Source organism: Pantoea sp. 9140, from assembly GCF_000745295.1.
Lineage (GTDB): Bacteria > Pseudomonadota > Gammaproteobacteria > Enterobacterales > Enterobacteriaceae > Pantoea > Pantoea vagans.
This window is the reverse complement of the sequence record NZ_JQNO01000001.1, coordinates 2929219-2955959: the sequence shown is the minus strand read 5'-3', so window position 1 is coordinate 2955959 and position 26741 is coordinate 2929219. Positions and strand designations below refer to the sequence as shown.

25 protein-coding genes are annotated in these 26741 nt (G+C 52.5%); 7 read left to right on the top strand and 18 right to left on the bottom strand.

Going from position 1 to position 26741, the window contains the following annotated elements; all coding sequences use genetic code 11:
- Positions 1–11: 11 nt before the first annotated feature.
- The 3 genes from mmuP (at position 12) to FA92_RS13650 (ending at position 2851) form a co-directional block, all read left to right on the top strand.
- Complete coding sequence (gene mmuP, locus FA92_RS13660) at positions 12–1421, top strand: S-methylmethionine permease (RefSeq protein WP_033783938.1); 1410 nt, start codon at positions 12–14, stop codon at positions 1419–1421.
- Complete coding sequence (gene mmuM, locus FA92_RS13655) at positions 1411–2346, top strand: homocysteine S-methyltransferase (protein ID WP_033783937.1); 936 nt, start codon at positions 1411–1413, stop codon at positions 2344–2346. Before mmuP ends, mmuM begins: the two co-directional genes overlap by 11 nt.
- A gap of 85 nt (positions 2347–2431) precedes the next feature.
- Positions 2432–2851: a hypothetical protein gene (locus FA92_RS13650; RefSeq protein ID WP_003850357.1), complete on the top strand. Its 420-nt coding sequence runs from the start codon at positions 2432–2434 to the stop codon at positions 2849–2851.
- On the opposite strand, the gene speG is transcribed toward FA92_RS13650, so the two are convergent.
- The 6 genes from speG to FA92_RS13620 all read right to left on the bottom strand — a co-directional run bounded on the left by speG (position 2852) and on the right by FA92_RS13620 (position 8574).
- Positions 2852–3397, bottom strand: coding sequence for a spermidine N1-acetyltransferase (gene speG, locus FA92_RS13645; RefSeq protein ID WP_003850356.1), 546 nt, complete (start codon positions 3395–3397; stop codon positions 2852–2854).
- A 212-nt stretch (positions 3398–3609) separates the two neighbouring features.
- On the bottom strand, positions 3610–4287 hold the full coding sequence (locus FA92_RS13640; RefSeq protein ID WP_013358790.1) for an ABC transporter ATP-binding protein: 678 nt from the start codon (positions 4285–4287) through the stop codon (positions 3610–3612).
- Positions 4280–5110, bottom strand: a complete 831-nt coding sequence (locus FA92_RS13635; protein ID WP_033783936.1) for an ABC transporter ATP-binding protein — start codon at positions 5108–5110, stop codon at positions 4280–4282. The genes FA92_RS13640 and FA92_RS13635 overlap by 8 nt, the downstream gene beginning before the upstream one ends.
- A complete protein-coding gene (locus tag FA92_RS13630) occupies positions 5100–5957 on the bottom strand; it encodes an ABC transporter permease (RefSeq protein WP_033733571.1) in 858 nt (285 codons plus the stop codon). The genes FA92_RS13635 and FA92_RS13630 overlap by 11 nt, the downstream gene beginning before the upstream one ends.
- Positions 5954–7006, bottom strand: coding sequence for an ABC transporter permease (locus FA92_RS13625; RefSeq protein ID WP_033783935.1), 1053 nt, complete (start codon positions 7004–7006; stop codon positions 5954–5956). Before FA92_RS13625 ends, FA92_RS13630 begins: the two co-directional genes overlap by 4 nt.
- The gene (locus FA92_RS13620; protein WP_033783934.1) at positions 7006–8574 is read right to left on the bottom strand and encodes an ABC transporter substrate-binding protein; all 1569 of its coding nucleotides are present in this window, start codon (positions 8572–8574) and stop codon (positions 7006–7008) included. The genes FA92_RS13625 and FA92_RS13620 overlap by 1 nt, the downstream gene beginning before the upstream one ends.
- Before the next feature lie 658 nt (positions 8575–9232).
- Here FA92_RS13620 and mgtA point away from each other — a divergent pair.
- Positions 9233–11935, top strand: a complete 2703-nt coding sequence (mgtA, locus tag FA92_RS13615; RefSeq protein WP_033783933.1) for a magnesium-translocating P-type ATPase — start codon at positions 9233–9235, stop codon at positions 11933–11935.
- Positions 11936–12088: 153 nt separating this feature from the next.
- On the opposite strand, the gene FA92_RS13610 is transcribed toward mgtA, so the two are convergent.
- The 7 genes from FA92_RS13610 to FA92_RS13580 all read right to left on the bottom strand — a co-directional run bounded on the left by FA92_RS13610 (position 12089) and on the right by FA92_RS13580 (position 18239).
- Positions 12089–12943 carry a PA4780 family RIO1-like protein kinase gene (locus FA92_RS13610; protein ID WP_013358784.1) on the bottom strand — a complete coding sequence of 285 codons (855 nt, stop codon included), beginning with the start codon at positions 12941–12943 and terminating at the stop codon, positions 12089–12091.
- Positions 12944–13259: 316 nt separating this feature from the next.
- Positions 13260–13748, bottom strand: coding sequence for a cold shock domain-containing protein (locus FA92_RS13605; protein WP_013358783.1), 489 nt, complete (start codon positions 13746–13748; stop codon positions 13260–13262).
- 194 nt (positions 13749–13942) lie between these two features.
- The gene (locus FA92_RS13600; RefSeq protein WP_033783932.1) at positions 13943–14188 is read right to left on the bottom strand and encodes a YmjA family protein; all 246 of its coding nucleotides are present in this window, start codon (positions 14186–14188) and stop codon (positions 13943–13945) included.
- A 113-nt stretch (positions 14189–14301) separates the two neighbouring features.
- The gene (locus FA92_RS13595) at positions 14302–15030 is read right to left on the bottom strand and encodes a proteasome-type protease (protein ID WP_033783931.1); all 729 of its coding nucleotides are present in this window, start codon (positions 15028–15030) and stop codon (positions 14302–14304) included.
- 73 nt (positions 15031–15103) lie between these two features.
- A complete protein-coding gene (locus FA92_RS13590) occupies positions 15104–15886 on the bottom strand; it encodes a transglutaminase family protein (RefSeq protein ID WP_033783930.1) in 783 nt (260 codons plus the stop codon).
- On the bottom strand, positions 15883–16809 hold the full coding sequence (locus tag FA92_RS13585) for an alpha-E domain-containing protein (RefSeq protein ID WP_013358779.1): 927 nt from the start codon (positions 16807–16809) through the stop codon (positions 15883–15885). The genes FA92_RS13590 and FA92_RS13585 overlap by 4 nt, the downstream gene beginning before the upstream one ends.
- Positions 16803–18239, bottom strand: coding sequence for a circularly permuted type 2 ATP-grasp protein (locus tag FA92_RS13580; protein WP_013358778.1), 1437 nt, complete (start codon positions 18237–18239; stop codon positions 16803–16805). The genes FA92_RS13585 and FA92_RS13580 overlap by 7 nt, the downstream gene beginning before the upstream one ends.
- 178 nt (positions 18240–18417) lie before the next feature.
- On the opposite strand from FA92_RS13580, the gene FA92_RS23495 reads away from it, so the two are divergent.
- On the top strand, positions 18418–18606 hold the full coding sequence (locus FA92_RS23495) for a hypothetical protein (protein WP_197061505.1): 189 nt from the start codon (positions 18418–18420) through the stop codon (positions 18604–18606).
- A 461-nt stretch (positions 18607–19067) separates the two neighbouring features.
- Here FA92_RS23495 and oxlT read toward each other — a convergent pair whose 3' ends face one another.
- The 3 genes from oxlT to FA92_RS23655 form a co-directional block, all read right to left on the bottom strand.
- Positions 19068–20342, bottom strand: a complete 1275-nt coding sequence (gene oxlT, locus FA92_RS13570) for an oxalate/formate MFS antiporter (RefSeq protein WP_033783929.1) — start codon at positions 20340–20342, stop codon at positions 19068–19070.
- A gap of 598 nt (positions 20343–20940) precedes the next feature.
- A complete protein-coding gene (locus FA92_RS13560; RefSeq protein WP_033783927.1) occupies positions 20941–21414 on the bottom strand; it encodes a hypothetical protein in 474 nt (157 codons plus the stop codon).
- 301 nt (positions 21415–21715) lie between these two features.
- On the bottom strand, positions 21716–22138 hold the full coding sequence (locus FA92_RS23655) for a hypothetical protein (RefSeq protein ID WP_239780540.1): 423 nt from the start codon (positions 22136–22138) through the stop codon (positions 21716–21718).
- 241 nt (positions 22139–22379) lie between these two features.
- Here FA92_RS23655 and FA92_RS13550 point away from each other — a divergent pair, with 241 nt between their 5' ends.
- Both FA92_RS13550 and FA92_RS13545 read left to right on the top strand, forming a co-directional pair.
- Positions 22380–22631, top strand: coding sequence for a hypothetical protein (locus FA92_RS13550; RefSeq protein WP_156105714.1), 252 nt, complete (start codon positions 22380–22382; stop codon positions 22629–22631).
- A 634-nt stretch (positions 22632–23265) separates the two neighbouring features.
- Positions 23266–24180 (top strand): bacteriophage abortive infection AbiH family protein, encoded by a 915-nt coding sequence (locus FA92_RS13545; RefSeq protein WP_081917159.1) that lies wholly within the window; start codon positions 23266–23268, stop codon positions 24178–24180.
- A gap of 145 nt (positions 24181–24325) precedes the next feature.
- Here FA92_RS13545 and FA92_RS23335 read toward each other — a convergent pair whose 3' ends face one another.
- Both FA92_RS23335 and FA92_RS13540 read right to left on the bottom strand, forming a co-directional pair.
- Complete coding sequence (locus FA92_RS23335; RefSeq protein ID WP_156105712.1) at positions 24326–25447, bottom strand: hypothetical protein; 1122 nt, start codon at positions 25445–25447, stop codon at positions 24326–24328.
- Between the two features lie 259 nt (positions 25448–25706).
- The gene (locus tag FA92_RS13540; protein ID WP_033783924.1) at positions 25707–26465 is read right to left on the bottom strand and encodes a hypothetical protein; all 759 of its coding nucleotides are present in this window, start codon (positions 26463–26465) and stop codon (positions 25707–25709) included.
- Positions 26466–26741: the final 276 nt, after the last annotated feature.

Below are 26741 nucleotides of genomic sequence, written 5' to 3'. Positions count from 1 at the left end.
GGATAAAAGTGATGAGCGAACAGCCAACTCCCTCGCAGGAACAATTTAAACGCACCATGAAAGTGCGCCATCTGGTGATGTTATCGCTGGGCGGCGTGATCGGCACCGGCCTGTTTTTTAACACCGGCTATATCATTTCAACCACCGGCGCGGCGGGAACGCTGCTCGCCTATCTGATTGGCGCGCTGGTGGTCTGGCTGGTGATGGTCTGCCTGGGCGAACTCTCCGTAGCGATGCCGGAAACCGGCGCGTTCCACGTCTACGCCGCGCGTTATCTCAGCCCGGCAACCGGCTACACCGTGGCCTGGCTCTACTGGCTGACCTGGACGGTGGCGCTTGGCTCCAGCCTGACGGCGGCGGGTTTCTGTATGCAGTACTGGTTCCCGCAGATCCCGGTGTGGATCTGGTGCCTGGTCTTCTGCTGCGCCATCTATCTGCTCAACGTCATCTCAACCCGCTTCTTCGCGGAAGGAGAGTTCTGGTTCTCACTGATAAAAGTCGTCACGATTGTCGCCTTTATCGTGCTGGGCGGCGCGGCAATGTTTGGCTTTATCCCGATGAAAGATGGCACGCCCGCGCCGGGCCTGAGTAATCTCACCGCGCACGGCTGGCTGCCGAATGGCGTACTGCCGATTCTGATGACGATGGTAGCGGTGAACTTCGCCTTTTCCGGCACCGAGCTGATCGGGATTGCTGCCGGTGAAACTCAGCAGCCGGAGAAAGTGTTGCCGCTGGCGATCCGCACGACGGTGGCCCGACTGATTATTTTCTTTATCGGCACCGTATTTGTGCTGGCGGCGCTGATCCCGATGGATCAGGCGGGGATTGTGAAAAGCCCGTTTGTGCTGGTGTTTGAAAAGATCGGCATTCCTTATGCGGCTGACATCATTAACTTTGTGATCCTGACCGCTATCCTCTCTGCGGCCAACTCGGGCCTTTATGCCTCCGGGCGCATGCTCTGGTCGCTGGCTAATGAAAATACACTGCCGCGCGCCTTTGCCAGCGTCAACAAGCGCGGCGTGCCTCTGCTGGCCATCACCGTCAGCATGATCGGTGGCTTACTGGCGCTGGTCTCCAGCGTGGTCGCACCGGACACGGTATTTGTGGCGCTGTCGGCCATCTCCGGCTTTGCGGTGGTCGCGGTCTGGCTCAGCATCTGCGCCTCGCATTTTGTTTTCCGTCGCCGTCATCTTCAGCAGGGCAAATCGCTGGCAGAGCTGGGCTACCGTGCGCCGCTCTATCCGCTGACGCCGGTTCTGGGCTTTCTGCTCTGCCTGCTGGCCTGTCTCGGGCTGGCGTTTGATCCGACCCAGCGTATCGCGCTGTGGTGTGGCATCCCGTTTGTGCTGTTCTGCTATGCCGCTTACCATCTGACCCACAAATCATCCCCGAAGCCTGAGGAGGCCAAAGATGTCGCATAACCCCGTCGCGCAGGCTTTAACGGAGTCGCCATTGCTGATTCTGGATGGCGCGCTGGCCACCGAGCTGGAAGCCCGCGGCTGCCATCTGGCCGATGCGCTCTGGTCAGCGAAAGTGCTGATGGAAAATCCTGAGCTGATCTACCAGGTTCACTACGATTATTTTGTTGCCGGGGCGCGCTGTGCCATCACTGCCAGCTACCAGGCGACGCCGCAGGGCTTTGCCACACGCGGTCTCGATGAGGCGCAGTCACTGGCGTTGATCGCCCAGAGTGTCGCACTGGCGCGCCGCGCCCGTCACGATTATCTGGCGGTACGGCCCGATGCGAAAACGCTGCTGGTGGCGGGATCGGTGGGGCCGTATGGTGCCTTCCTGGCGGATGGTTCGGAATATCGCGGCGACTACGCGTTGCCGGAAGCGGAGATGATGGCGTTTCACCGCCCGCGCGTGCAGGCGCTGCTGGCGGCGGGTGCCGATCTGCTGGCCTGTGAAACCCTGCCTTCCTTTGCTGAAGCGCAGGCGCTGGTGAAGCTGCTGGCTGAATTTCCTGAAAGCCGCGCCTGGTTTACGTTTACCCTGCGTGATGCCGGACACATCAGCGACGGCACGCCGCTGTCAGAGGTGGTGAGCTGGCTGAATCAGCAGCCACAGGTGGTGGCCATTGGGATAAACTGCGTGGCACTCGAGAGCGTGACGCCTGCGCTACACCAGTTGCAGAGGCTGACCGACAAACCGCTGGTGGTCTATCCCAACTCCGGCGAACAGTATGATGCCGACAGCAAAACCTGGCATTCAGCGCCCTCGGGCTGCACGCTGCATGACAAGCTGGACGAGTGGCAACAGGCGGGCGCGAAGCTGATTGGCGGCTGCTGCCGTACCTCTCCCAACGACATCGCGGCTATCGCCCGCGCTTGTCAACCGCAATAAGCTGGCTGAATCGGGCGATGATAGCCCGATTGAGTCTGAAAGGGCGGTCTACACTCTGATCATTGATCACTCTGTGGACCCCTTCATGAAACAGCGAATTCTGGCTCTGGCCGCCGCGCTGCTGCTTAGCGGCTGTGCCACCATTGTCGGCACTGAAACCCAGATGGTGCGCATCGACTCTCTGCCGCAGGGCGCGCGCTTTACCGTGCAGGATGAGCGTGGCTATGCGGTTGCGCAGGGTTTCACGCCGCAGACCGTTGAGCTGGCTAAATCGACCGGTCGCTACTTCGGCAAAAAACACTACCTGCTGATGCTGGAAAGTCCGGGCTACGTGCCGGTTACGGTGCCGATCGAGGCGCGCGCTAACCTCTGGTATCTGCTGGGCAACATTCCGCTGGGTGGATTCCCGGGCTGGCTGCTGGTCGATCCCTTCTATGGCGGCATGTACGACCTCAAGCCGGAACATCCGCGTCCCTTTATGAACCCGGTTGGCGCGCGCGGCTGATTACTGCGCGGTTGGCTTCACCATTCCGCCTGGCGTTTTATGGCGTTCCAGATACTGATGCTGGAAAATGCACATGCGGATGGTGTTGCGGTACTCCCCGTTAATGAAAAACTCATGCTTAAGCACGCCTTCGATCTCGAAGCCGAGCTTGGTGTAGATGTGGATCGCTTTTTCGTTTTCCTGATCGACAATCAGGTAGAGCTTATAAAGATTCAGCACCGAAAAGCCGTAATCCATCGCCAGCTTTGCCGCCTGCGTGGCCAGCCCTTTGCCCTGATGCGCCGGATCGATAATGATCTGAAACTCAGCGCGCCGGTGCACATGGTTAATCTCGACCAGTTCCACTAATCCCGCTTTCTGCCCGCTGTGCTCCACCACAAAGCGGCGCTCGGTCTGATCGTGAATGTGCTTGTTGTAGAGATCGGACAGCTCCACAAATGCCTCATAAGGCTCCTCGAACCAGTAGCGCATCACGCTGGCGTTGTTATCCAGCTGATGGACAAAGTGCAGATCTTCCCGCTCCAGCGGACGCAGTTTTACCGTCATTACCTGACTCCTTTTTTAAAGAAACTGCGGCGAGTATACCGCATCAGCCTGGTGCTGCGATTTGCGCAGTCGCATACGGTTGCTGGCTTCAGCGAACAGTGCGCCGTTCCGGCAGGGGAGAAGAGAGGTTAACGGCGGGCATAGAGGCGTGTTAAGACAGGCGGGAGAAAACAATAGCGCCGGACGGCAGGTGAACGCCATCCGGCTTGGTTTCAGGCAGAGATCTGTTCGATGATGCGACCCTGCGCCATACGCACCGCGCGATCGCACATGTGATCGATAACATCGGGATCGTGGCTGACCAGCACCATCGTCAGACCATCCTGTCGTTTCAGATCGTTGAGCAGATTAAGGATCTCGGCCTGCACTGACATATCCAGCGCCGACGTCGGCTCATCCAGCAGCAGGATCTTCGGCTGCAGCAGCAGGGCACGCACGATAGCGACGCGCTGACGCTGACCGCCGGAGAGCTGATGCGGATAGCGATCTGCCAGCGCAGGATCGAGTCCGACGTGACGGAAGCCCTGATCGATACGATCGTTAATATTGTCGCGTTTCAGCAGCTTCAGCGGCTCCGCCAGCGTGCGACGCAGGCGGTGACGCGGATGCAGCGAGGCATAAGGATCCTGAAACACCATCTGCACTTCCTGACGCAGTGCGCCGGTAAAGGCTTTGCCCGGCTGAACCTCGTGACCGGCAAGCTGCATCTGGCCCTGCCAGTGTGGATTGAGACCTGCCAGCACCCACAGCAGCGACGACTTGCCGCAGCCTGAAGGTCCTACCAGACCAAAACACTCGCCAGCGTTAACCTTCAGGTTGACCTCATGCACCACGGTGCGCAGTTCGTAACCCTGTTTGTGGGCGACGCTGAGATTGTGTAACTCAATCATAATTCGCCTCCAGCGCGGCGCGATCCAGCACCGGTAAAGCCTGTCCGTGAGTCGCTTTGCCCGGGCGGCAGGCCCACAGCGTGCGGGTATAGGGATGGGTCGCGCGCGGCAGATCGGCGGCGGGCAGCGTATCCAGCAACCGGCCTTTGTACATCACCATCACCCGCTCGCAATGTTCCGAGACCTGCTGCAAATCATGGCTGATCAGCAGCAGACCCATGTTGCGCGCCTCCACCAGGCCGCGGATCAGCGCCAGCACCTGATCGCGCATGGCGTGATCCAGCGCGGAGGTCGGTTCATCGGCGATCAGGAAGTCCGGATCGGTGATCAGTGCGATCGCCAGCATCACACGCTGGCCCATACCGCCAGAGAGCTGATGCGGATACTGCTGCATCAGACGACGCGGATCGGGCAGGCCGACCGCATCCAGCATCTCGCACACCTTCTCTTTGCGCTCGGCACGGCTCAGACGGCGATGCAGGATCAGCGGCTCTTCTACCTGCCAGCCAATCGTACGCGTCGGATTAAGGGCATACTTTGGGTCCTGCATTACCATCGCCACACGGTTACCGCGCAGCTGGTTCCAGTGGCGCTCACTCAGCGTCAGCACATTCTCACCGGCGACCTGAAGCTGGCTGGCCTGCAGATGCAGCGCGGGCGAGAGCAAGCCCATCAGGCTGCGGGCAGTGAGTGACTTGCCGGATCCGGACTCACCCACCAGCGCCACACGCTCGCGGCCCACGGAAAAACTGATGTTATCGACCAGCAGCGCATCATCGCTGCGAATGGTCAGCCCTTCGGCATGAAGCAGATTATTTTGCATGACGGGTATCCAGTCGGTCGCGCAGGCCATCGCCTGTCAGGTTAAAGGCCAGGCTGGCAAACAGAATGGCCGCGCCCGGTGCGGCAGCAACCCACCACTGATCGAAGATCACTTTACTGCCTTCGGCGACCATTGAACCCCATTCCGCCGTCGGCGGCTGAACGCCCATGCCGAGGAAGCCAAGACCGGCCGCGGCCAGGATAATCCCGCCCAGGCTCAGCGCGGCGCGGACCACCGCCGTCGGCATACAGAGCGGCAGGATATGACCAAACATCAGGCGAAAGCCCGTAATCCCCTGCATCCGCGCAGCGGCAAGGTAATCGCTGCGGCGCAGTGCCAGCGTTTCAGCGCGCGCCTGACGGGCAAACGGCGGCCAGCTGGTCAGCGCCAGTGCCAGCGCACCGTTCATCAGGCCAGGGCCGAGAATCGCCACCAGCGCCAGCGCGATCACCAGGTTCGGCAGCGACAGGAAGATATCGGTAATGCGCATCAGCAGGCGTTCAGTCCAGCCGCCAACGTAACCGGCGGTGATGCCGATCAGCAGCCCGGCCGGAATGGTCAGCACCAGAATCAGCGACACCAGCAGCAGCGTAGGACGTGCGCCGTAAATCACGCGCGACAGCAGATCGCGGCCAAAGCCGTCGGTGCCAAACCAGTGCTGCGCCGACGGTGCCAGCAGACGGCTCGACATGGTCTGCATATTCGGATCGAATGGCGCAATCAGCGGTGCCAGCAGCGCCATCAGGATAAGAATCGCCACCAGCGTCAGCCCAACGGTTAACGAGGTCACGCGTTGACGGCGACGGCGTGGTCGCAGCGTTTCGAGTTCAGAAAGTTGTTGCGTCATCGGGTTCTCGGATCGGTTAACCAGGTTAAAACATCCGCCAGGGCGTTAATCAGAATAAAGCAGCTGCCGATCAACAGGGTGGAGCCCAGAATCGCCGGCACATCGCCGGAGAACAGCGCATTGGTCATGTAGCGACCCACACCCGGCCAGGCGAAGACGGTTTCGGTCAGCACCGAACCTTCCAGCAGAGTGGCGTAGGAGAGGGCGATCACCGTAACCAGCGTGCCCAGCACGTTAGGGAAGATATGGCGCAGCAGGATGCGAACCCGACCCGCGCCTTTGGCACGTGCCAGCACCACATACTCTTTGCTGCTCTCTTCCAGCAGCGCAGCACGCAGCAGGCGGGTAATGCCCGCCATCGCCAGCAGGCCGAGGATCACCACCGGCAGCCAGAGGTGCGCAATCGCATTGCGGAACATCTCCGGTTCACCGGACAGCCAGCTGTCGATCAGCACAAAGCCGGTCTTCGGCTCCAGGGTATAAACCCAGATATCATCCAGCCGTCCCGGTCCGGCGGACCAGTGCAGCACCGCATAAAAGAGCAGCAGGCCCAGCAGGCCGAGCCAGAACACCGGCACTGAGTAGCCCAGCAGAGAGATAAAGCGGGCGAGGTTGTCGATCCAGCTGCCCGGTTTCCATGCCGCCAGCAGCGCCAGCGTGACACCGAACACCACCGCGAAGATCATCGCGCAGGTCGCCAGCTCAATGGTGGCGGGGAAGGTGGTCATCAGGTCGCCACTCACTGACTGATTGGTCAGACGGGAGACGCCCAGATCGCCCTGCGCCAGATGTTCGATGTAGCGCCAGAACTGCATCAGCACCGGCTGGTCGAGCCCCAGGTCGTGACGTACCTGTTGATAGGTTGCTTCACTGGCGTGATCGCCAGCGATCTGCTGCACCGGATCAATCGGCGAGAGATGCGACAGCATAAAGGTGAAGGCGAGCAGGCCAAGCAGCGTGACCAGCAGCGACAATACGCCACCGATCAGCCGTCCGCCACGCTGCCAAAAAAGCCGGGCGAACCCGGCTGAAGGAACAGACTGTGCCATTACTTAGTGACCTGCGAGTAATACACCATGTCAGGGTTAATACCCTGGACATAGCCTTTCAGGTTGTCGCGCACGGCGATCAGGTTCTTCGCCTGCATGCCAATCACGTAAGGGGAGTTCTTCATCACTTCACGCTGCATCGCTTCATACAGCGCGATGCGCTTCTTCGGATCGCTTTCCGCAGTGGCCGCAATTACCTGCTTGTTCAGCTCAGGAATGTGCCAGTCTGAACGGAAGGCGATGGTTTTGCTGCCATCTTCCGGGTTGTAAGCAAACGAGGCGGCGTTGGTGTTCGGATCGAAGTAGTCGGAGCCCCAGGCGTTCAGCGTCGCTTCATATTTATGCGCTTTCACGTTGGTTGAGACTTCGGAGCTCAGGCCGGGCACCACTTCCACTTTCACGCCCGCTTTGGCGAAGCTGCCCTGCAGCGCCTGCGCAATATCCAGATAAGGCGGCTGGTTGCTGGTGGAAAGCTTGAAGGTGACGTTGTTCAGGCCCGCTTTCTTCAGAATCGCTTTGGCTTTTTCCGGGTCGTAGCTGTAAGGCGTGTCGTTGATTGCGCCCAGGAAGCCCTTCGGCAGGAAGCTCTGATGCACGTCGAACTGGCCTTTCAGCAGCTCGTTGGCAATACCTTTGTAATCCCACAGGTAGCGTGCGGCTTCCCAGAAGGCCGGGTTCTTCATCGTCTCGTTCGCGCCGATGTTGAACTGGATGTAGTAGAGCGACGCCATTGGAATCGCTTCTGTCTTCACGCCAGGTTTGCCGTTAAGCGCAGCAATCTGATCGGCACCCAGGTTACGGGCGATATCGGCATCACCCTGTTCCAGTAGCAGACGACGCGCCGCCGGTTCCGGTACGTTCTTGATCAGGATGTTCTTCATTTTTGGCGCGCCCGCCGGTGAGGTCGGGTTGGCGCTGAGCAGCACCACCTGATGCATCACCACTTTACGGATCTGATACGGACCGCTGCCCGCCGAGTGGGTTGCCAGCCAGGCGTTACCGAAGTCGCCGTTCTTCGCATTCGCCATCGCCGTTTTTTCATCGACAATGGACGAGACCGGCGCAGAGAGCAGGCTCAGTACGTAAGTCGGGCTGACGTTGGCGGTCCAGCTGATCTGCACATGATTGTCGTCAACTTTCTTCAGGAAGCCATCGACGTTATCTTTGGTCCAGCCGAGCTGCGTCAGGATGAAAGAGGGATCGAGGTTCAGTTTCACCACGCGGCCCAGCGAGAAGATCACATCTTCCGGACGCAGCGGGTTACCGGTGGAGAATTTCGCATCTTTGCGCAGTTCAAAGCTCAGGCTGCGGTTATCGCTGCCGGGCTGCCACGAGGTGGCCAGTGTCGGTTTCAGATCCACGGGATTCTGTGGGTCAGACTGTACCAGACGCTGATAGATATTCGTAAAAGCCTGAACGCTGGTCAGTTCAAACCCTTTGGCCGGGTCGAAGCTGTCGGCGTCGTCGGTAGATTGGGCAATCACCAGCGTATCTTTTGGTGTTGCGGCCTGTGCTGTGAAGGCGGCAGCCAGCGTCAGCGCCAGCAGTGATGGAATTATAGTTTTCATGAAATTTCCTTGCCTCTAAAAAGTTACGCGAGTTTACGAAAGGGCCGATGCGAAGAATAGTCTAATATAGGCTAACCATATGCCAAAAGGTTATAAGTGTTAGGTTGTGGTTATAAGAAGATCGCCATGTTGTTACCGAAGCGGCAACCTGAGCAGAAACAAATCCTCAACGAAGCGGTTATTTATCTCTGAATCGCTTTACCCCAATATTCCTCTCTCTATAATAGCGGCAAATAACTTCAGGAGAATTCAGTTGGACAGTCACCCTAGATTAATTTTAATTCTGGCAAGCTGAATTTTCTCTGCTGCTTGCCAACCGGCGAGCAGCGATCCCCGCTTTAATTAACGATCGCGCTCCTTGTTTTTAATCCTGTTATGCACAGGAGTGCGCGTTATGCTGCTGTTTATATTAGCTCTTTTTCCTCCGCCCCGACTGGCGTAGCTCAGGCTGCGCCCGAACGCCGATATCAGACCTTTAAAACGCAGCGCTTAACAGGCGTTACGTCACCCTGCGCGCGTCATTATTTTTCACGCAGGCGGAATAACGTCATTATTCCCAAAGGTCACCTTATTAAATAACCCGGCCACGCCAGGTTTTATCCATGCACCTAATTTTGCGTGCAGGACAACTATTGCTTTAAATCAGGGAGATGTCGAAATGAGCGACATGAAACTGGAACAGGTTGCGATCACCTCATCTGGCAACCGTAACGATAAAAAAAGTAAAAAAATATTTGCTGTCGCACAGCAGGCAGGCCAGCACGTTGAGATGACGCTGGCGAACCTGCGCAGTCAGCGTCAGGGTCTGACTCAGGCTGAAGCGGCGAAACGACTGGCTCTGTATGGCCGCAATGAAGTGGCACATGAGAAAGCACCACCGGCGCTGATTCAGCTGCTGATGGCGTTTAATAACCCGTTTATCTACGTCCTGCTGGTCCTGGCGCTGGTGAGCTTCTTTACCGACTATATATTACCGCTGCGCGCCGGTCAGGAGACCGATCTCTCCGGCGTCATCATCATCTGCACTATGGTGATGCTGAGCGGGCTGCTGCGCTTCTGGCAGGAGTTTCGGACCAACCGTGCTGCTCAGGCGCTGCAGTCACTGGTTCGCAGCCAGGTCACCGTGCTGCGGCGGGAGCCCGGCAGTGAAACCGCGCAGCGTCAGGATGTGGATATGAGTGAGCTGGTGCCGGGCGACATTATTCTGCTCAGCACCGGCGATCAGGTGCCTGCCGATGTGCGCCTGCTGAGCTCACGTAATCTGTTTATCAGTGAAGCGGTGCTGACTGGCGAGTCGCTGCCGGTCGAGAAACACAGCAGCGATGCGGGTATTGATGCTGAAGAGCAGACTGCCCAGGAGCTGCTGGCGTCACCGAACATCTGCCTGATGGGCACCAGCGTGGCCAGCGGCACAGCCAGCGCCGTCGTCGTTGCGACCGGAGGCGAAACCTGGTTTGGTTCACTGGCCTCATCGCTGACCGGAAGTCGTCCACAGACTGCGTTTGACCGTGGGGTGAACAGCGTCAGTAAACTGCTGATCCGCTTTATGCTGGTGATGGTTCCGGTGGTGCTGCTGATTAACGGCTTCACCAAAGGGGACTGGATGGATGCCACGCTGTTTGCTCTGGCGGTCGCGGTCGGGCTGACCCCGGAAATGCTGCCGATGATTGTCAGCGCTAATCTGGCCAAAGGCGCCATTGCGATGTCCCGGCGCAAAGTGATCGTCAAAAAGCTCAATGCCATTCAGAACCTGGGCGCGATGGATGTGCTCTGCACCGATAAAACCGGCACGCTGACCCAGGACACTATCCTGCTGGCGCATCATCTGGATGCGCAGGGCAGTGAAGATGAGCAGGTCCTGCTGCTGGCCTGGCTTAACAGTGGCAGCCAGAGTGGCGCAAAAAACCTGATGGATCGCGCCGTGCTCTGCGCAGGCGATAAAGTCATTTCACAGACTCAGCGCAGCCAGTATCAGCTGGTTGATGAGCTGCCGTTTGATTTTACCCGCCGTCGTGTGTCGGTGCTGGTGGAAGATCTGACTCAGCATCGCTCGCATCTGATCTGCAAAGGCGCAGTTGAAGAGATGCTGGCAGTCAGCGTTGCCGTGCGGCAGGGTGATGCGGTCGTTGCACTGGATGCGGCACAGCGTGCGGCGTTGCTGGCGCAGACCGAACGCTATCATCAGCAGGGTTATCGCGTGCTGCTGGTGGCAACCCGTGATGGCGAGCTGCACGCGCCGCTCAGCGACAGTGATGAGCGCGATCTGGTTATTCAGGGCATGCTGACCTTCCGCGATCCACCAAAAGCCAGTGCCGGTAAGGCGATTAAAGCCCTGCGCGACAGTGGTGTAACGGTGAAAGTGCTGACCGGTGACAATCCGCTGGTGACGCTGCGGGTCTGTGCCGATGTCGGGCTGACCGATCCGGCCATGCTGACCGGCGATCAGATTGAGGCGATGAACGATGATGAGCTGGCACTGGAAGCAGAGCGCTGCACCCTGTTTGCCCAGCTGACGCCGTTGCAGAAATCACGTCTGGTACGGCTGATGCAGCAGAACGGTCACACCGTGGGATTCCTCGGCGATGGTATCAATGACGCGCCTGCACTGCGTGCGGCTGACACCGGTATTTCTGTGGACAGCGCGGCGGATGTGGCGAAAGCCTCATCGGACATCATCCTGCTGGAGAAAGATCTTCAGGTGCTGAATGAGGGGGTACTCAAAGGACGCGAGACCTTTGGCAACATCATCAAGTATCTCAACATGACCGCCAGCTCCAACTTCGGCAACGTGTTCTCGCTGCTGGTGGCCAGTGCCTTTATTCCGTTTCTGCCGATGCTGTCGATTCATCTGCTGATTCAGAACCTGATGTATGACGTCTCCCAGCTGGCGCTGCCGTGGGATAAGGTTGACCGTGAGTTTCTGAATAAGCCGCGTAAATGGGATGCCGGCAACATTAAACGCTTCATGCTTTGGATGGGTCCGACGTCATCAATTTTTGACGTGACCACCTTTGCGCTGATGTGGTTCGTTTTCGGCGCTAACCATGCAGGCGTGCAGTCGCTGTTCCAGTCTGGCTGGTTTATCGAGGGACTGCTGTCACAGACGCTGGTGGTACATATGCTGCGTACCCGGAAGATTCCGTTTATCCAGAGTCGTGCCACCTTACCGGTGATGCTGACCACGCTGGCGGTAATGGCGCTGGGCATCCTGATTCCATTCTCACCGCTGGGTGCGATGGTCGGTCTGGTGCCGCTGCCATGGCAATATTTCCCGTGGCTGGTGCTGACGCTGTTCAGCTACTGTCTGGTGGCGCAGGGCATGAAACGTTTCTATATCCGTCGGTTTGGTCAGTGGTTCTAGGGAGGCAAAGATGAAAAAAGGCAGGCTTGATACGGTATTTGTCGGCGTGATGATCATCGGCTTAACTCTGATTGCGCTGACGGTCGTCGTTAGATGAAAAAATTGTGATAGTGCGGTAGTTAAGAGGCAGCGAGACAACTCGCTGCCTTTTTTCTAATCTTCGTCGCGCTCACGGCTGGCGCGCTGGCGTTCGTAGTATTCATCTTCTGCGGTGATGATCTCATCCATCAGCGAATCCATATCCACCACGCGCTCTTCTTCAACAAACTGTCCGGTCAGCGGTGTTTCCGGGGTCAGCTTGCCATCTTCATAAAGCTGCCAGATCTCTTTGGCATAGCGCGTCTTCAGCAGCGCCGGAGCGAACTGACCGTAGTAGGAGGTAATGTTGTCGACGTCACGTTCGAACATCGACTCAGCATGGTTATTGGCTGCCGCATCGACCGCCTGTGGCAGGTCAATAATCACCGGGCCCTGATCGTCCAGCAGCACGTTGAACTCGGATAAGTCACCATGGACGATACCGGCACAGAGCATACGCACGATGTTGCGAATCATGGTGTGGAAGTCGGTAATCGCCTCCTCTTCGGAGAGCGTGACGTCGCTGAGGCGCGGCGCGACAGAGCCATTGGCGTCGGTCACCAGCTCCATCAGTAACACGCCGTCAATGCAAAGATAAGGCTGGGGCACGCGAACACCGGCATTAGCCAGGCGGAACAGGGCGTCTACTTCGGCAGTCTGCCAGGACTCCTCCTGCTGCTTACGGCCAAACTTCGTGCCTTTCTGCATGGCGCGGGCGTTACGGCTGTTGCGGGTTTTACGTCCTTCCTGATACTGCACCGCCTGCTTGAAGCTACGCTGGGTCGCTTCTTTATAAACTTTGGCGCACTGCACTTTACCGCCGCAAAGCACGGTATAGACGTCTGCTTCTTTGCCGCTTTTCAGCCGCTGCAGCACATCGTCAATGAGGCCGTCATCGACCAGGGGCTGGATTCTGTTTGGGATTTTCATGCGGCTTTATACCTTATTTCACCCGCTTTTCGTATCACTTTGCGATGATGGAAAACATTGGCAATGACTGAACAAAGTATCTGATTCTACCCTGGAAAGATGCGTTGTGGGGATGAACCTTGATGCGTTGCGCTTTTGACCTTTGTTTTATCATAAACAACGGATTAGGCGGGAGAGCAGGGCGGTTTTATCTGCCAGAGATTCGCTTTTTCACGGCACCGGGCAGCATCATGTCAGAGAGATGTGCCTGAATGGCAGGCGGATGCGGGCATAAAGGCCGAAATCCTGCTCACAGAATCCCGGCCTGCCTGCGGGATTACTTCAGACCTTTAAGCACTTTAACCGTGCTTTCGATGTCGATCTCATCTTCGGAGAAGATCAGCGTCGTTCCCTGGAAAGTGGTCACCGCCAGCTTTTTCAGCGAGCGCATCTCACTGGCGTTCGGGTCAGACTTCGGACGGATATTATTCAGCAACAGGCCCACTGAAAGCACCGCGTTCTCTTTATCGACACCAGCATCAACCGGGACGTCTTCGTTGTAAACCAGGTAAGACTTAATCGAAGTGATCTTCAGCCGCTCACCTGCGATATAGATATATTTGCTGGTCGGCGCGACCTTCACCGCATAGGCGGATAAGCCTTTGTTGTTGGTGGTGGGTTCAAATGTCACCGCCGCATCTTTCTTAATCAGATCAGGATTGGCGACTTTAATCACATGAAAATAGCGGTTATCACCGTTTTCATCTTTGATAAAGCCAAAACCTTTATCTTCAAACCAGGTTGTGATCGTTCCGTTCATCGCCATTTTTGCCTGCTTAATCTACTCAGTTTTTTACAGCGCGCAGTGTAAAACACAATGCCTGCGCAGACTATATAAGTCTGGATGATAATTTACGGCCGGGCAAGAGGCTGGGGCGGATGCCCGACGCGGAGGTGAATGCGGTAGTCAGAAAGGTTAACCGGCCGACGGCGCAACGCTCGTCTGCCGGTGCGTATCTCTTACTCGTTGCCCCAGCGGTTCAGGAACTCAGCGATATCATCAATACGCTGCTCATCGATACCCGCTTCGCGCGCCATATCCTGCTGAGACTCTTCACTGATCTCTTCGTTGTTCATCAGACGGGTAATCAGCAGCTGGAAGTAATGCGCCAGCGGAGTACGCTCTGCTTCGCTGACCGGCTTAGCCGCCTCCGTCGCGTACTCGTCTGCGACATCATAATATTTGAGAGAAATTTCGTTATTCATAAGGGGTCCGCAGAGTTGAGAGTAAGTAGCGACCGGATTCTGACCCGGCTTGTGGAGGTATTATTTCGTGTTTGGGTTGGGGCTGTAAAGGGGAACAGGATGCCCGGTTCTGACTAGAGAACCAGCGGCGGAAGCTGTCTGAAGGTGTTGACTAAGCCTTCTCCCCAGCCTTTACGGATAGTACTGAAGTACGGATGGTCTTCGGTAATGCGGTATTGCCGGGCATCGCTGTAGCTGTCACACGGGTAGATCATCACGTCGAGCGGCAGGCCGACGGACAGATTACTGCGCAGGGTCGAATCCAGTGAAATCAGCGCGCATTGCATCGCCTGATCCAGAGACATGTCGTAGTGCAGCACCCGGTCAATAATCGGTTTGCCGTACTTGCTTTCACCAATCTGGAAATAGGGCGTATCACGGGTTGCTTCGATGAAATTACCCTGAGGATAAATATGGAACAGGCCCATATCATCCCCGTTGATTTGCCCGCCGAGCAGCAGGTTGCAACTGAAGTCTGTCGTGCTGCCATTCTGTTGCGCCTCACTGTCACGCTGGATCACCTCACGAACCGTTTCGCCTATCAGCGACGCGGCCTCATAGAGGCTGGAGACATTCAGCAGATTGGGACAATCGGCATTCCTGCTGCGGTGTCGCAGCAAGCTGATGATACTTTGCGTGGTCGCCAGATTACCGGCAGTCTGAAGCACCAGCGTACGATCGCCGTCCTGATGAAACACGTGCAGTTTACGGAAGGTGGAAATATGATCCACGCCAGCATTGGTACGTGAATCGGATGCAAAGACCAGCCCGGATGACAGGCGCATGGCCACACAATAGGTCATACCACACTTCCTTCAAAAAAAGATTTGCACGCCATCAGCGTGCATGAAGTTTTCACCATCAGCAAGTCGCGATTTACATTATTTGTACGGCAGCAATCGCACACATATCTTCATATCCCCCGCCAATCCGTAAACCGCGCACCGGACAGGCATCCAGGTAATCAATGCCGACGGCAAGCTTAAGGTGTTGATCAGGTATACGGGTATTGTTGGTAATGTCAAAGCAGTGCCAGCGATCTTCCACCCAGACTTCGGCCCAGGCATGCGTGGCGACATGGGTAGAATCTTTACTGTGCAGGTAACCGCTGACGTAGCGCGCCGGTATATTCAGGCTACGACAGCAGCTCAGAAAGACATGCGTATGATCCTGGCAGACGCCGGTACTGGCGGCGAAAGCCTCCGCGGCACTGTCGGTCACAAGGGTAGAACCTGGGGTGTAAGGCATCCTGAGCAGCAGGTCTCCCATCAGGTTTTCCAGGGCGGCCAGCATCGCCTGAGGCTGATGATAACGCAGGGCAAACGCCTGAATCGCCGCATCGGGCTGGGTCAGCGGACTGTGGCGCAGGAAAACCAGCGGCGACAGATGTCCCTGAGCCTGATCTTCAATGCCGTGTTCAATCTCTACCACGCCATGTGCCTGAATGGTGATGGACTCATGCGGCTCATCGAGTGTCAGCACATGCATGATGTTGCCGAAGGCATCCGTGGTGCAGACCGCCTTCTCCGGCAAGGTCAGTTGCCAGGAAAGTATGCGTTGATGAGGCGATTCCTGAGGCGTCAGACGCAGGTACTGGATACTCCGTTGCACTGCCTGGTCGTAGCGATAGTGCGTGTTGTGCTCAATGCTAAGTTTCATTGCGCCTCCAGATACGTGTGATGAATACTTTCGGCGATCTCGTTGACCTGAGCGAGAAAGGCTTCCAGCCAGTTGTTCAGCCCGATTCTGTTCAGGTCTTTCATGGAACTGAAACGCAGCTCGGCGTGCAGGATGTGCGCCAGGCGGCGTGGCGGATTTGCACGGCCCCCAATCAGCTCCAGTTGCTGAACCATATCGTTGATACACGCCAGCAACGAACGCGGCAGCTCGTTGCGCAGGATCATCAGTTCGGCGATGGTCTCCCGGCTCAGGGGCTGCTTATAAATACTATGGTAGGCTTCGCGCGCACTTACTGCCTGCAGCAGTGTGTCCATGCGGTAATATTCGCGCACCGGGTCGTCGTCAATGTCCATCAGTCGGTTTTTCACCTCCAGCAGACGGGCGGTGCCATCAGCCCGTTCCAGCAGCGTCCCCAGGCGGATAAAGTGCATCGCATCGCTGCGGAGCAGGGTACCGAACATGGCACCACGGAACAGATGAGAGCGCTCTTTCACCCAGTCAAAGAAGGCGTCGGCACCGTCTGAGCCGATGCCCTGACGGCGTATCGATTTCATCCCGATCCAGGTGGCATTAATACATTCCCAGACTTCAGATGACAGGCTGCCACGCACCGCATGCGCGTTGTTCCAGCCCATCTGCAGGCAACTGAAAATGCTGCTGTGATTCCGGTTATCAAGAGCGAAAAAACTGACCAGATTGGGCATTGTCAGTGTCGGGTAGGTCTCAGCATACAGCCCGCTGGTGCTGGTCAGGTTGAGCGGTACCAGCAGATCATGCGTACCCCCGTTGCGGATTGGCATCATCGACAGCTTGTTGGTGACGTCCAGCACCCGGGCGATATTTTCTGCCCGCTCCAGATAGCGGGCCATCCAATAGAGTTCACTGGCTGTCCGGCTCAGCATAGATCATCCTCCAGTACCCAGGTGTCCTTGGTTCCGCCGCCCTGAGATGAATTGACGACCAGCGATCCTTCCGTCAACGCGACGCGGGTAAGCCCGCCAGGCACCAGCCGGATCTCCGCGCCACTGAGCGCAAAGGGCCGGAGATCGATGTGACGTGGTGCCAGGCCGTCGTTGACAAACGTGGGGCAGGTGGACAACGCCAGCGTGTTTTGCGCGATGTAATTCTGCGGGCGCGCCAGCAACAGGTCACGGAAGTGGGCGAGCTCAGCTTTGCTCGCGGCAGGGCCAATCAACATGCCGTAGCCCCCAGCGCCATGAACTTCTTTCACCACCATTTTTTCGAGGTTGGCCAGCACATACGACAGCTCATTTTTATGTCTGCACTGCCAGGTTGGTACGTTGTTGAGGATCGGTTCTTCCTGCAGATAAAAGCGCACCATATCCGGTACGTAGGGGTAGATAGATTTGTCATCAGCCACGCCCGTGCCGATGGCATTGGCCAGAACAACATTGCCAGCCCGGTAAACCGACAGCAGTCCTGGCACGCCGAGCATGGAGTCCGGGCGGAACGCCAGCGGATCGAGGAAGGCGTCGTCAACCCGACGATAGATCACATGCACTCTGCATGGCCCGGCGGTCGTGCGCATGAACAGCATGCCATCCTTCACGAACAGATCGGCGCTTTCAACCAGTTCCACGCCCATTTGCTGGGCCAGGAAGCTGTGTTCGAAGTAAGCGCTGTTAAAGCGGCCTGGAGTCAATACCACCACGGTGGGATCGTTGACGGGTGAGCTTTCGCGCAGCGTTTGCAGCAGATGCGATGGATAGCGTTCTACGGGAGCTATGCGTTGCTGTGCAAACAGTTCCGGATAGAGCCGCATCATCATCTTACGGTTCTCCAGCATATAGGAGACGCCGGAGGGGGTACGCAGGTTATCTTCCAGGACGTAATATTCGCCATCACTGTTGCGCACCATATCCACGCCGATAATGTGTGCGTAGATGTTACGGTGGAGATCAACACCCTGCATACAGGGTTGATACTGTTCGTTAGCCAGAACCTGTTCTGCCGGAATGACGCCCGCTTTCAGAATATGTTGTTCATGGTAGATATCGTAGAGAAAGGCATTGAGCGCCTGCACACGCTGACGAATGCCGGCATCGAGCATGGCCCACTCGGCGGCCGGGATAATACGTGGCACGCTGTCGAACGGGATCAACCGTTCAGCGCCATTATCGTCATCGTAGACATTGAAGGTAATCCCTACCCGGTGAAACAGGAGGGCGGCTTCTTCCCGCTTGCGCTGTACCGCCTGGTGATCGGCCTGCTGCAGCCATTGCCAGTAGGCGGCGTAGTGGTCACGGTGTTCACCTTCAGCCAGAAGCATCTCATCAAAAAAGGGTGAAGCGGAGAGATTGATATTCAGCATCGTCACCTCGCAGACGTTAAAGGCTGTCAGTCTATCCAAGCATAAAGTGTGCCAGCCTCAGAAGAAGCGGAACGGTGCAACGCCGTGATAGTGCAAGGGTTAAAGCACTTTTTTGGTGCAGGCGCAGAGCAGCAATGTCTTAATATGGCGCTTAGTCTTTCGTGGTGAAAAAACGGTCATGGTTAAGGCGTCTTTAGCCCATGAATGCTGTCGCTCAGACGGTAACGGTAAAATGGGGGATTTTATCGAGCTGCCGGGTGTGCTCGGGCTGGTGAATCTGGAAAAAGTTATCGCCGCGCAGCCGGATGTCTATCTGGTCAGCGGCGCCAGGACGCCGAAAGCGGGCGATCCGCTACCCGCCGGTTAAGTGCTGGGCGCGCAGACTACTGCAGAACAGGCGAGTGCCAGCCTGAAGCCGCACTGGCGCGTAAAGGCATCAGCACGCTGAAAGCGGTTGAAGCCGGTCGCAGTTTTGGCATCTGGTACCATTTCTCCTATAACGTGCTGGCCGTGCAGTTCTTCGCCAGGATGTTTTATCCGCAGAAGTTTGCCGATCCCGATGCGTAGCAAACACAAAAAAACTATAAACCGTTCCTTGCCGTCGAACCGACCGGCACTTACTGGACAAAATAAAAGGGACTTTGCCCCGACTGCCGGGGCGTTTTAATTCACGGAGAGAAGAGAATGAAGATCAGCGGATGGTCACTGTCTCCGCTATCGAACAGAGTCTTAACGATGCGCCCGGAGTTCTGACAGGCGAAGCCTTTTCAATGGCAATACACGCAGTCGGGGGACGCTGTTTTAAGCGCTTTATTCACTACCTGATAATCAGCGTGAAAGAGTATCTTGCGCCTGCATAAATCGCGCACGCCAGGGCTTGAGAACCCACAACGCCAGACCAGCGGTGATGAAGTCGAAGGTAATCGCGCAGCCAAAGACCAGGTGCCAGTTATGGGTGTGCTGATACATCAGCGCCGCCAGCGGACCACCAAAAATTGCGCCGATACCCTGCGAGATATAGAGCCAGCCATAGTTCGCTGAAGCATTTTCACTGCCAAAGGTGTCAGTCAGTGTGGAGGGGAACAGTGAGAAGATTTCGCCCCAGCCAAAGAACACAACGCCTGAAAGCAGTACGAAGAGCAACGGATCTTCGCGGCAGGCAAGCCACAGCGTCATCGCTACACCTTCCAGCGCGAAGGCAATAAACATGGTATTTTCGCGGCCGTAGCGGTCAGAAATAAAACCAAATAAGGGACGCGTTAAACCGTTAGTAAAACGATCAATGGTCAGCGCAAGCGGCAGGGCGGCCATACCGAAAATTACCGCCTTGCTGATGCCGAAGTCTTCGGCAAAAATCGCCATCTGCGAAGTCACCATCAGCCCTGAAGTCGACATCATGGTCATCATCATGAACATCAGCCAGAACAACGGCTGGCGCAGCATTTCCCCGGATTTAAACTGGCGCTGGCTCAGCACGGGAGACGGTGTTTTGCTGGCCGGTATCATCATGCTGGTTTCGGGCAATCTCAGGTTCTGGCTGGCGAGAAGACCCACAGCGGCGAAGATGAGTCCAAACGTTGTCATCGTCTGTTCCAGCCCGTAGCTGTTAAGAGAAATAGAAATCGGGAAGGTGGTAAAAATTGCCCCCATGCCGTAGCCCGCCGCCACGGTTCCGGCGGCAAAACCGCGCTGCTGTGGAAACCACTTCATCACCAGTCCCACCACGCCAATGTAAACAATACCCGTGCCCAGTCCGCCAAGGCAGCCGTAGGCCAGATACAGTGAGGTCAGGCTGTTGACATGGGCGGCGATCACCCAGCTGAAACCCGCCATCAGTGTACCGATGGAGATCAGCAGACGTGGTCCAAAGCGTTCGACCAGCCGACCCTGAAAAGGTGAGAAAAAAGTCTGCAGAATAATCAGCAGCGAGAATGTGACCTGAAGTTCCGCCAGCCCGACGCCGAGTTTAGCAATCATCGGTTTGGTCAACAGCGTCCAGACATATTGCGGGCTGGAAATGGCTGCCATGCAAAGTAATCCAAGCAGAAGCTGTACCCACTTGCTGTGTTTCGCTATTACTACCGGTTCGCTCATTAAGGCCATTGTCTGTCTCCATAATTACGCTTTGCTCTGCTTAACCACTTTTTTGTCGTCGCACCTATTCAAACCATTACCTTCAAATGCTCCCTCTCCGAAATCATCCCGATACGCGGATATGTACGTAAAGCGATAAAGCAGGATGTGTGCCAGTTTAAAAAAGTTATCGAATTCAATCGGTAATAGAATTACGGGCGGAATAAATATGATGAGGTGCAAAAACGTAGTGCGCTGAGATGGTGCGAGGGAGACGGTTGATGGCCTGTCAGAAAAGCTATCGGGTACATTCTGATATTCGAGGTGATGCAGCGAAAGGCGTTGTCGGAAAAAGATGAACAGGTGTTTGAAATGTTCGGATTTAAGACACAAAAAAGCCCGTAAGGCTTGTGCCGTGCGGGCTTTCAGAACTTCGATGATGGTTGTGGTAACCATCAACCAAGGATTTGGTAGGCTGGCGGATTCTAAGTATTAGTTGAAATTTTATGTTTGATATACTTTGTTATTAATTCAACTCTAACTGATATTCCTAAGCGTACACCAATGCCGTTTTGTCTGCTGCCTGGTCACCTGCTCTGCTGATAGGTTAAACGGGCTTCAGATTACCCTATCTACTACCATCTGCTTTGGCTGGTGCAGGGTTAGCATTGATATCAATGTATTTTCTCAATCCCATTGTGCGGCTTACTCCGGGAGGATCGGAAAAGGGGAGTTTAAACGTCGGAGATGCTGATACTTTTACTGTCCACGTGGTACCACCGATGAAGCGGAAGCTCGCTGAATGGGGTGAAACTTTCAAAGCCTCGAAATGACCAGAAGTATAAATACCCCCAATAGTCAGTTCCTCTATAATTCCCTGAGAGAGATCTAACAGCAGGAGCGTCAGCATCTCTTCAAAAAGAACGTCATCTGTTATGAATAAAAGATAGCGGCGCTCATCAATTCTTATCGAACCTTCAAGCACTTTTCCAGGGATGATAATTCCCGTTGAGATGCCGCCAATCAAAACTTCGGAACGAGCCTGGGCGGTATCTGTTGCCTCATTAACTTCCGTCAGGGATAGTGTAGTGACTTCTTCCATTTCTATTTCCACCAGTTGCCTATTTCCCACGCCGCTAAAGCACCGCCGACGAATCCGCCTAATAGCACGCATACGGGTGCGCCAGGTCCACACATTAAACCAGCAACGGCACCGCCAGCCCAACCGCCCGCAATCCCAGCTCCGTTAATAGCAACCTGCCTGCCGGTTTCTGAGGCTTTGTTGTCTGACATGTATATTTCATACACAGATACTCTGATAGAAAGAACTATCAAGCCTTTAGCTGCACGGGATAATTTCATCATTCTCAGGTTAACCTGAGGATTTGATTTACCCGCTGACTCTATAATCGCGGTATAAACCTGATTTTATGCGTTTCAGATAAGCTGTAAAAATTAGCCTTTGGCCCGAACATAGCGGCAGTTTTTTTGGCGACTAATTCATTAAGCGTTACGCCTGAAGTCTTGATGCTTTCTGCCATTGACCTGCCAAGTGGCGTACTCCGGGTGCGCACCATATCCATTATCAGATTTCTGGTTTCCTGTGCCTCCATTGCAGCTTTATCCCAGCTGATAATGCCACTATTCGCTTTTGCTCTGAGATCCTCGGCCATTTCTTTAATGGGTTTAGAGTACTCAAGACGCAGTTGGGAATCGACAGAGAGCCTTGCCGCTGCCGCAGATACATCGCCTTGTAATGCGTTCACCGCACTTTCAAATTTCGTTTTGCCGTCTGAGTCCAGCGCACTAAGTAAGGCCGTATCCATTTTCAGTTCCTGTCAGATGAGCAATTCCACGAATATAACAAATGTGTTAATGAAATTGAAAATTGCCTCATTATGCTATCCGCCGACTTTTCATGCTGAGCGGATTCTTGAGGCTGCTAGCCTCCACTCAGGCAGTCTGTCGTAGTAGAGGTAATGCCTGGCCTGACGCGGACTGATACTGACATTCCCCTTATAGAGTTCATCTGGCTCCGACATGTGCAGGATCACCCAGCGGCTCGATATGCTGTCGATGATGGCATTGATGCGGGCACCATCACCGCTCCACAATTACCGGGTTGGTTTGGATCACTTTGACCGATTACAAACACAAAAAAGCCCGCAAGGCTTTCACCTTGCGGGCTTTCAGGACTTCGATGAAGGTTCTGGTAACCCTCAACCAAGAATTTTGGTGGGCTGGCGGAATCTGAAAAAAGTCCGCAACTTTATGAAATTAGGTGTTTTTCGCCAATTCAACTTTGGTGCGTGTACCTAAACGTGTACCAATTATTGGATCTCACACCCCGTAACGGCATGGCAAGGATGACGAATGCTCGGTGCTGAATCCAAAATAAAATGATTTTAGGGAAAAGTGTTCACAGTGTTCACTTTTCGATTTTATGCATTTAATTCATTCACTTAAGTAGTGAAGGGTATTAGGGAGGATGTACACTAGTGTGCACTAAGGGTGATCACCTTAGATGAGATAAAAAATGCGACCGAAGCCTCTATGCGTGATGCAAAGTCCTTAGGCGCTGCTGTTTCAATTGTCCGTTTTATGCTAAGAGCGGACGTCTCTTACATCAGATTAAATTAATAAACGCGGATAGGTCATCATGACAGTAAAACTATTGATAATGGCTTTATTTAGAGGAAATAACTGTTTGTTAATTAGCCTCAGGAGTTGAGGGTAAATCCTCTACACATCCATGAACTTAAATCTTACTGTATGCTCCTGATAAATCTTTTTTACCTCTGTTAAGTCAACACCTACCGCACTGCGATTTATTCCAGTACAAATTTATTTAGGTACTTATGCTGATAACATCGTGCGTTTTACATTTATAGGTGTAATGATATAAAGTAATAGGTTATCAATACTAGCGATTCATATAAATACTAAGTTAAACATGCTGGAACCACGATCAATAACATTAAAGGGGCAAGTTTTGATTTTATACATAATAGGGAATGGCTTCGATTTATATCATGGTATGAAAACAGGTTACAGCGATTTCAAGAACTACGTGATGAGAGAAGATCTTGACGTATACAATGCTGTAGATGAGTTTGCCCCTGCCGGAGACGAATGGAATGAACTTGAGTCCTCTTTAGGTGATATAGATTTCTACAATATAATTGATGAGTGTGGGATGTATTTAACTTCTTACGGAGCAGAGGACTTTAAAGCCAGAGATCATCATAATTATGAGTTTGAAATCGAAAGAATAACAGAAAATCTGACAAGCAACTTATTGGAACAGTTTTGTAACTGGGTTGGGAAAATTGAAGTTCCTAGGGAAGAACAATGCAAAAAATTCAAAACTATTGATAATAAATCAATCTTTCTTACCTTTAATTATACAAATACTTTAGAACTACTTTACTCAATAAATAAATCCAACATCAAACATATACATGGATCAATTGAGGATGGCAGTGAAATTATTTTAGGTCATGGCTGGGAGCGAACCAAAACTGTTAATCCTGCTCCTGGAATTGATCAAGATGTACGAGAGGGCGGAGGTTATGCTCTAATAGATAAAATGTTCGATTCGAACTTTAAAAACTGCTCAAAAATAATAAACGAAGAGAGTGTTTTTTTTGATTCATTAACCTCAGTCACTCAGATCGTAGTAATCGGACATTCTCTTTCTGATGTCGACTCTAGGTATTTTAAAGAAATATTAAAAAATGTGCCCCAAAGTGCACTTTGGAGATGTGCGCTACGTAACTCCAGTCAGGATCAAGAAAAAACAGATTTACTTGTTAACTTTGGCGTCAGTAGAGGGAACGTTAAAAATGTATTAATAAGCTCTCTATAAGAGCTCTACCGTTAATTTCGGTATAAGTATCATGGGATGTTTAGTCAAAGGCGTTGGGGTTCGCTCTTCGCTCACAATGGATCTTTCCTGGGCTTTAGGTTTGTTTCGAGCGAGAAGCGAATATTTCTATCGTATTATATAACTTTTAATCGTCACTTTCACTTATCGCTGATAAAGTAATATCTGGGTAGGATTCAAACTCCCCTTCCCAGTCTTTATCTCCTGGAATCCTTTTCATTTCTCGCCAATATTTTACTTCAAGATTGTTTTGTTCATTTTTATTAGGAGTAAAAGTTTGCGGAATGCAATGATTAGGGGTATCTGACAGGTTCTGTTCTAAGTTAGCTCGTTCAAAATCTACCTTGTTTATTTTTGAGGCAACTTCAACAAGTGAAATTAATGACATTAATGCCGAGTGAGATTCTTCATATGAAGGTGTTAATCCCTTGTGGATAAAGTCATTTCTAGCAAATCTTGCTTTACTTAAAAATGAATAGCTATCCTCACATAAATATTTTTTTTGAAATAGAATTTCAATTTTATGTGCTGAGTTCCATTGTTGTGATTCAATAAATTTTCGTCTCTTATGAATATTAACAGACTTTGCATCTTCAACTATAGTTTCTTTCCAAATAAATTCTAATATTTGTTCTATACTAATCCAGGCGTGCGCTAATGCCTCGCATAATTGGTGTTTTTTATAATATGAAAATGCACCGATAAAGAGTGAAGGAGATAGAGTTGGCAGTTTGGAAAGAATCTTATGTCCATAGTTATATGCAGATATGATCCTGTCAGCACTTATAATCTCAGGCTCGAGCAATCTAATAGAAGCCAATGAACCTGCATCACACTCTCCGATTGCATGATGGAAACTAGCATTACTACTATGAGTGGAGCAATGACGGTAGTAACCGGTAACATTTATTGTGCCTCTTGATACATCTAAAGGCTCAATTGATTCGACATAAACGCCACCGATAAATATAGAAGCTAGAATTCTGTTAACTTCTTCAACAACTAAATTATCATTTTTAAACTCTTCAATAAATGGAAATATTAAGCTTCCGTCGAATCCTAAACATGCTGGCATTGGTTTAGGTAAATGTGCATTGAAGAACTTGCTTGCTCTGTGAAGTTTCACATAGTCATATGTGGAATTATTTATTTGCTCTAGGCTAGGAGTCCATACATCAAAATCACCACGAGATATTAGCCTGAATGGTTTGAAATTTGCGATCAAAATTGGAATGTTAATTTCGCTCATGTTTTTTTCTCGATAGTATAACAAAGAATGTTATTTTCTTATCTTACAGCGCTACCCTGTAACGGCCAGTTCCTATAGTTCTTTCTGCTCCATATTAGCAGTTGAAAAAGAGCTTGGCTAAGAGAAAAATAAGTGGGGTTGTCAATTTCCCATAGTCTTTCCGTGTGACATTCAGTATGTAAGTAATCTATAAGCCCATTATATTTATTTACTTCTGTGTGAGAAGACTTAAGCATCCATTACTTTTCTCTAAGGAGTGCTAACCGTCCTGATGCTTAATTTCAAGATCAGAGATTGCTGTTTCTCTTATTTCTTTCAGGGCTGTATCAATGGCTGATTTTATTCTGTAGCCATAGTCATCTGGTTCTTCATAATCCAATGGGGAAGGATCGAAACCGATATTTTCAATTAGCCTCTCTAAGATTAAAGTTACGTCATTATTTAAAAGAATGGCTTTTGTTATTAAAACCTCAGTTAAAGATGTCATTGCAATACTTAATTTCTGTTGCAGTTCTCTATTTTTCTTCTGAATGTCCTTATCATTTATTGCTTTATCAATTTCTGCGTGAGCCTTTTCAATTTCCATATAAAATTGCTTTTCTTGCGCCTCATTAAAATAGGGCTGGTGACTACTCGCTATCCACCCAGGAGTCATATGAAGTTCAATTATATGAAACTCATTATCTGCCCATTTTTTAATCGCTAGCAATTGTGCATAAACAAATTCATACATATCATATTTTTTTTGCCAGACTTGCTGGGAAATCCATAATTCGGAAGTTATCTTTTTCTCAATGTCTTTAATAGTAGTGGTGTTTATAGATAACTGTTCCCGCAGTGTTTCATAGTTAGAATTGGTTGCTGATATTTTAGCCTTTTCAGTAACAATCGAAACTAGAAAACTCATTATTAGAGCTGCGACAACGACGGCGAAGCTCAACCCAAAAATTTCAGCTGTCGAGAAATTTGATGACTGTAATGCTTTAATAAGTTCAAATAATTGCTTTTCTGTAAGCATTGGTTATTTCCAAACATTAAAATCCGTTCCTTATTAATCAATAGGTTACAACATACTTTGCATGATTAAAATAAAAAATCAGCAATTGATATATATCTTTTTAAATCATATGGATAGGCTCTCTATAGCGAGATGTATCTGTCACATATAGTGGTTCAAAGCAGCACATATCATAGTTAACGGCATGCTAGCCAATAAGGCATACAATCACCGTCCGTTCTTATAGACTTTGACAGGCATTGATAACTGCATCAAATATAAAAAAACCGGCCTGAG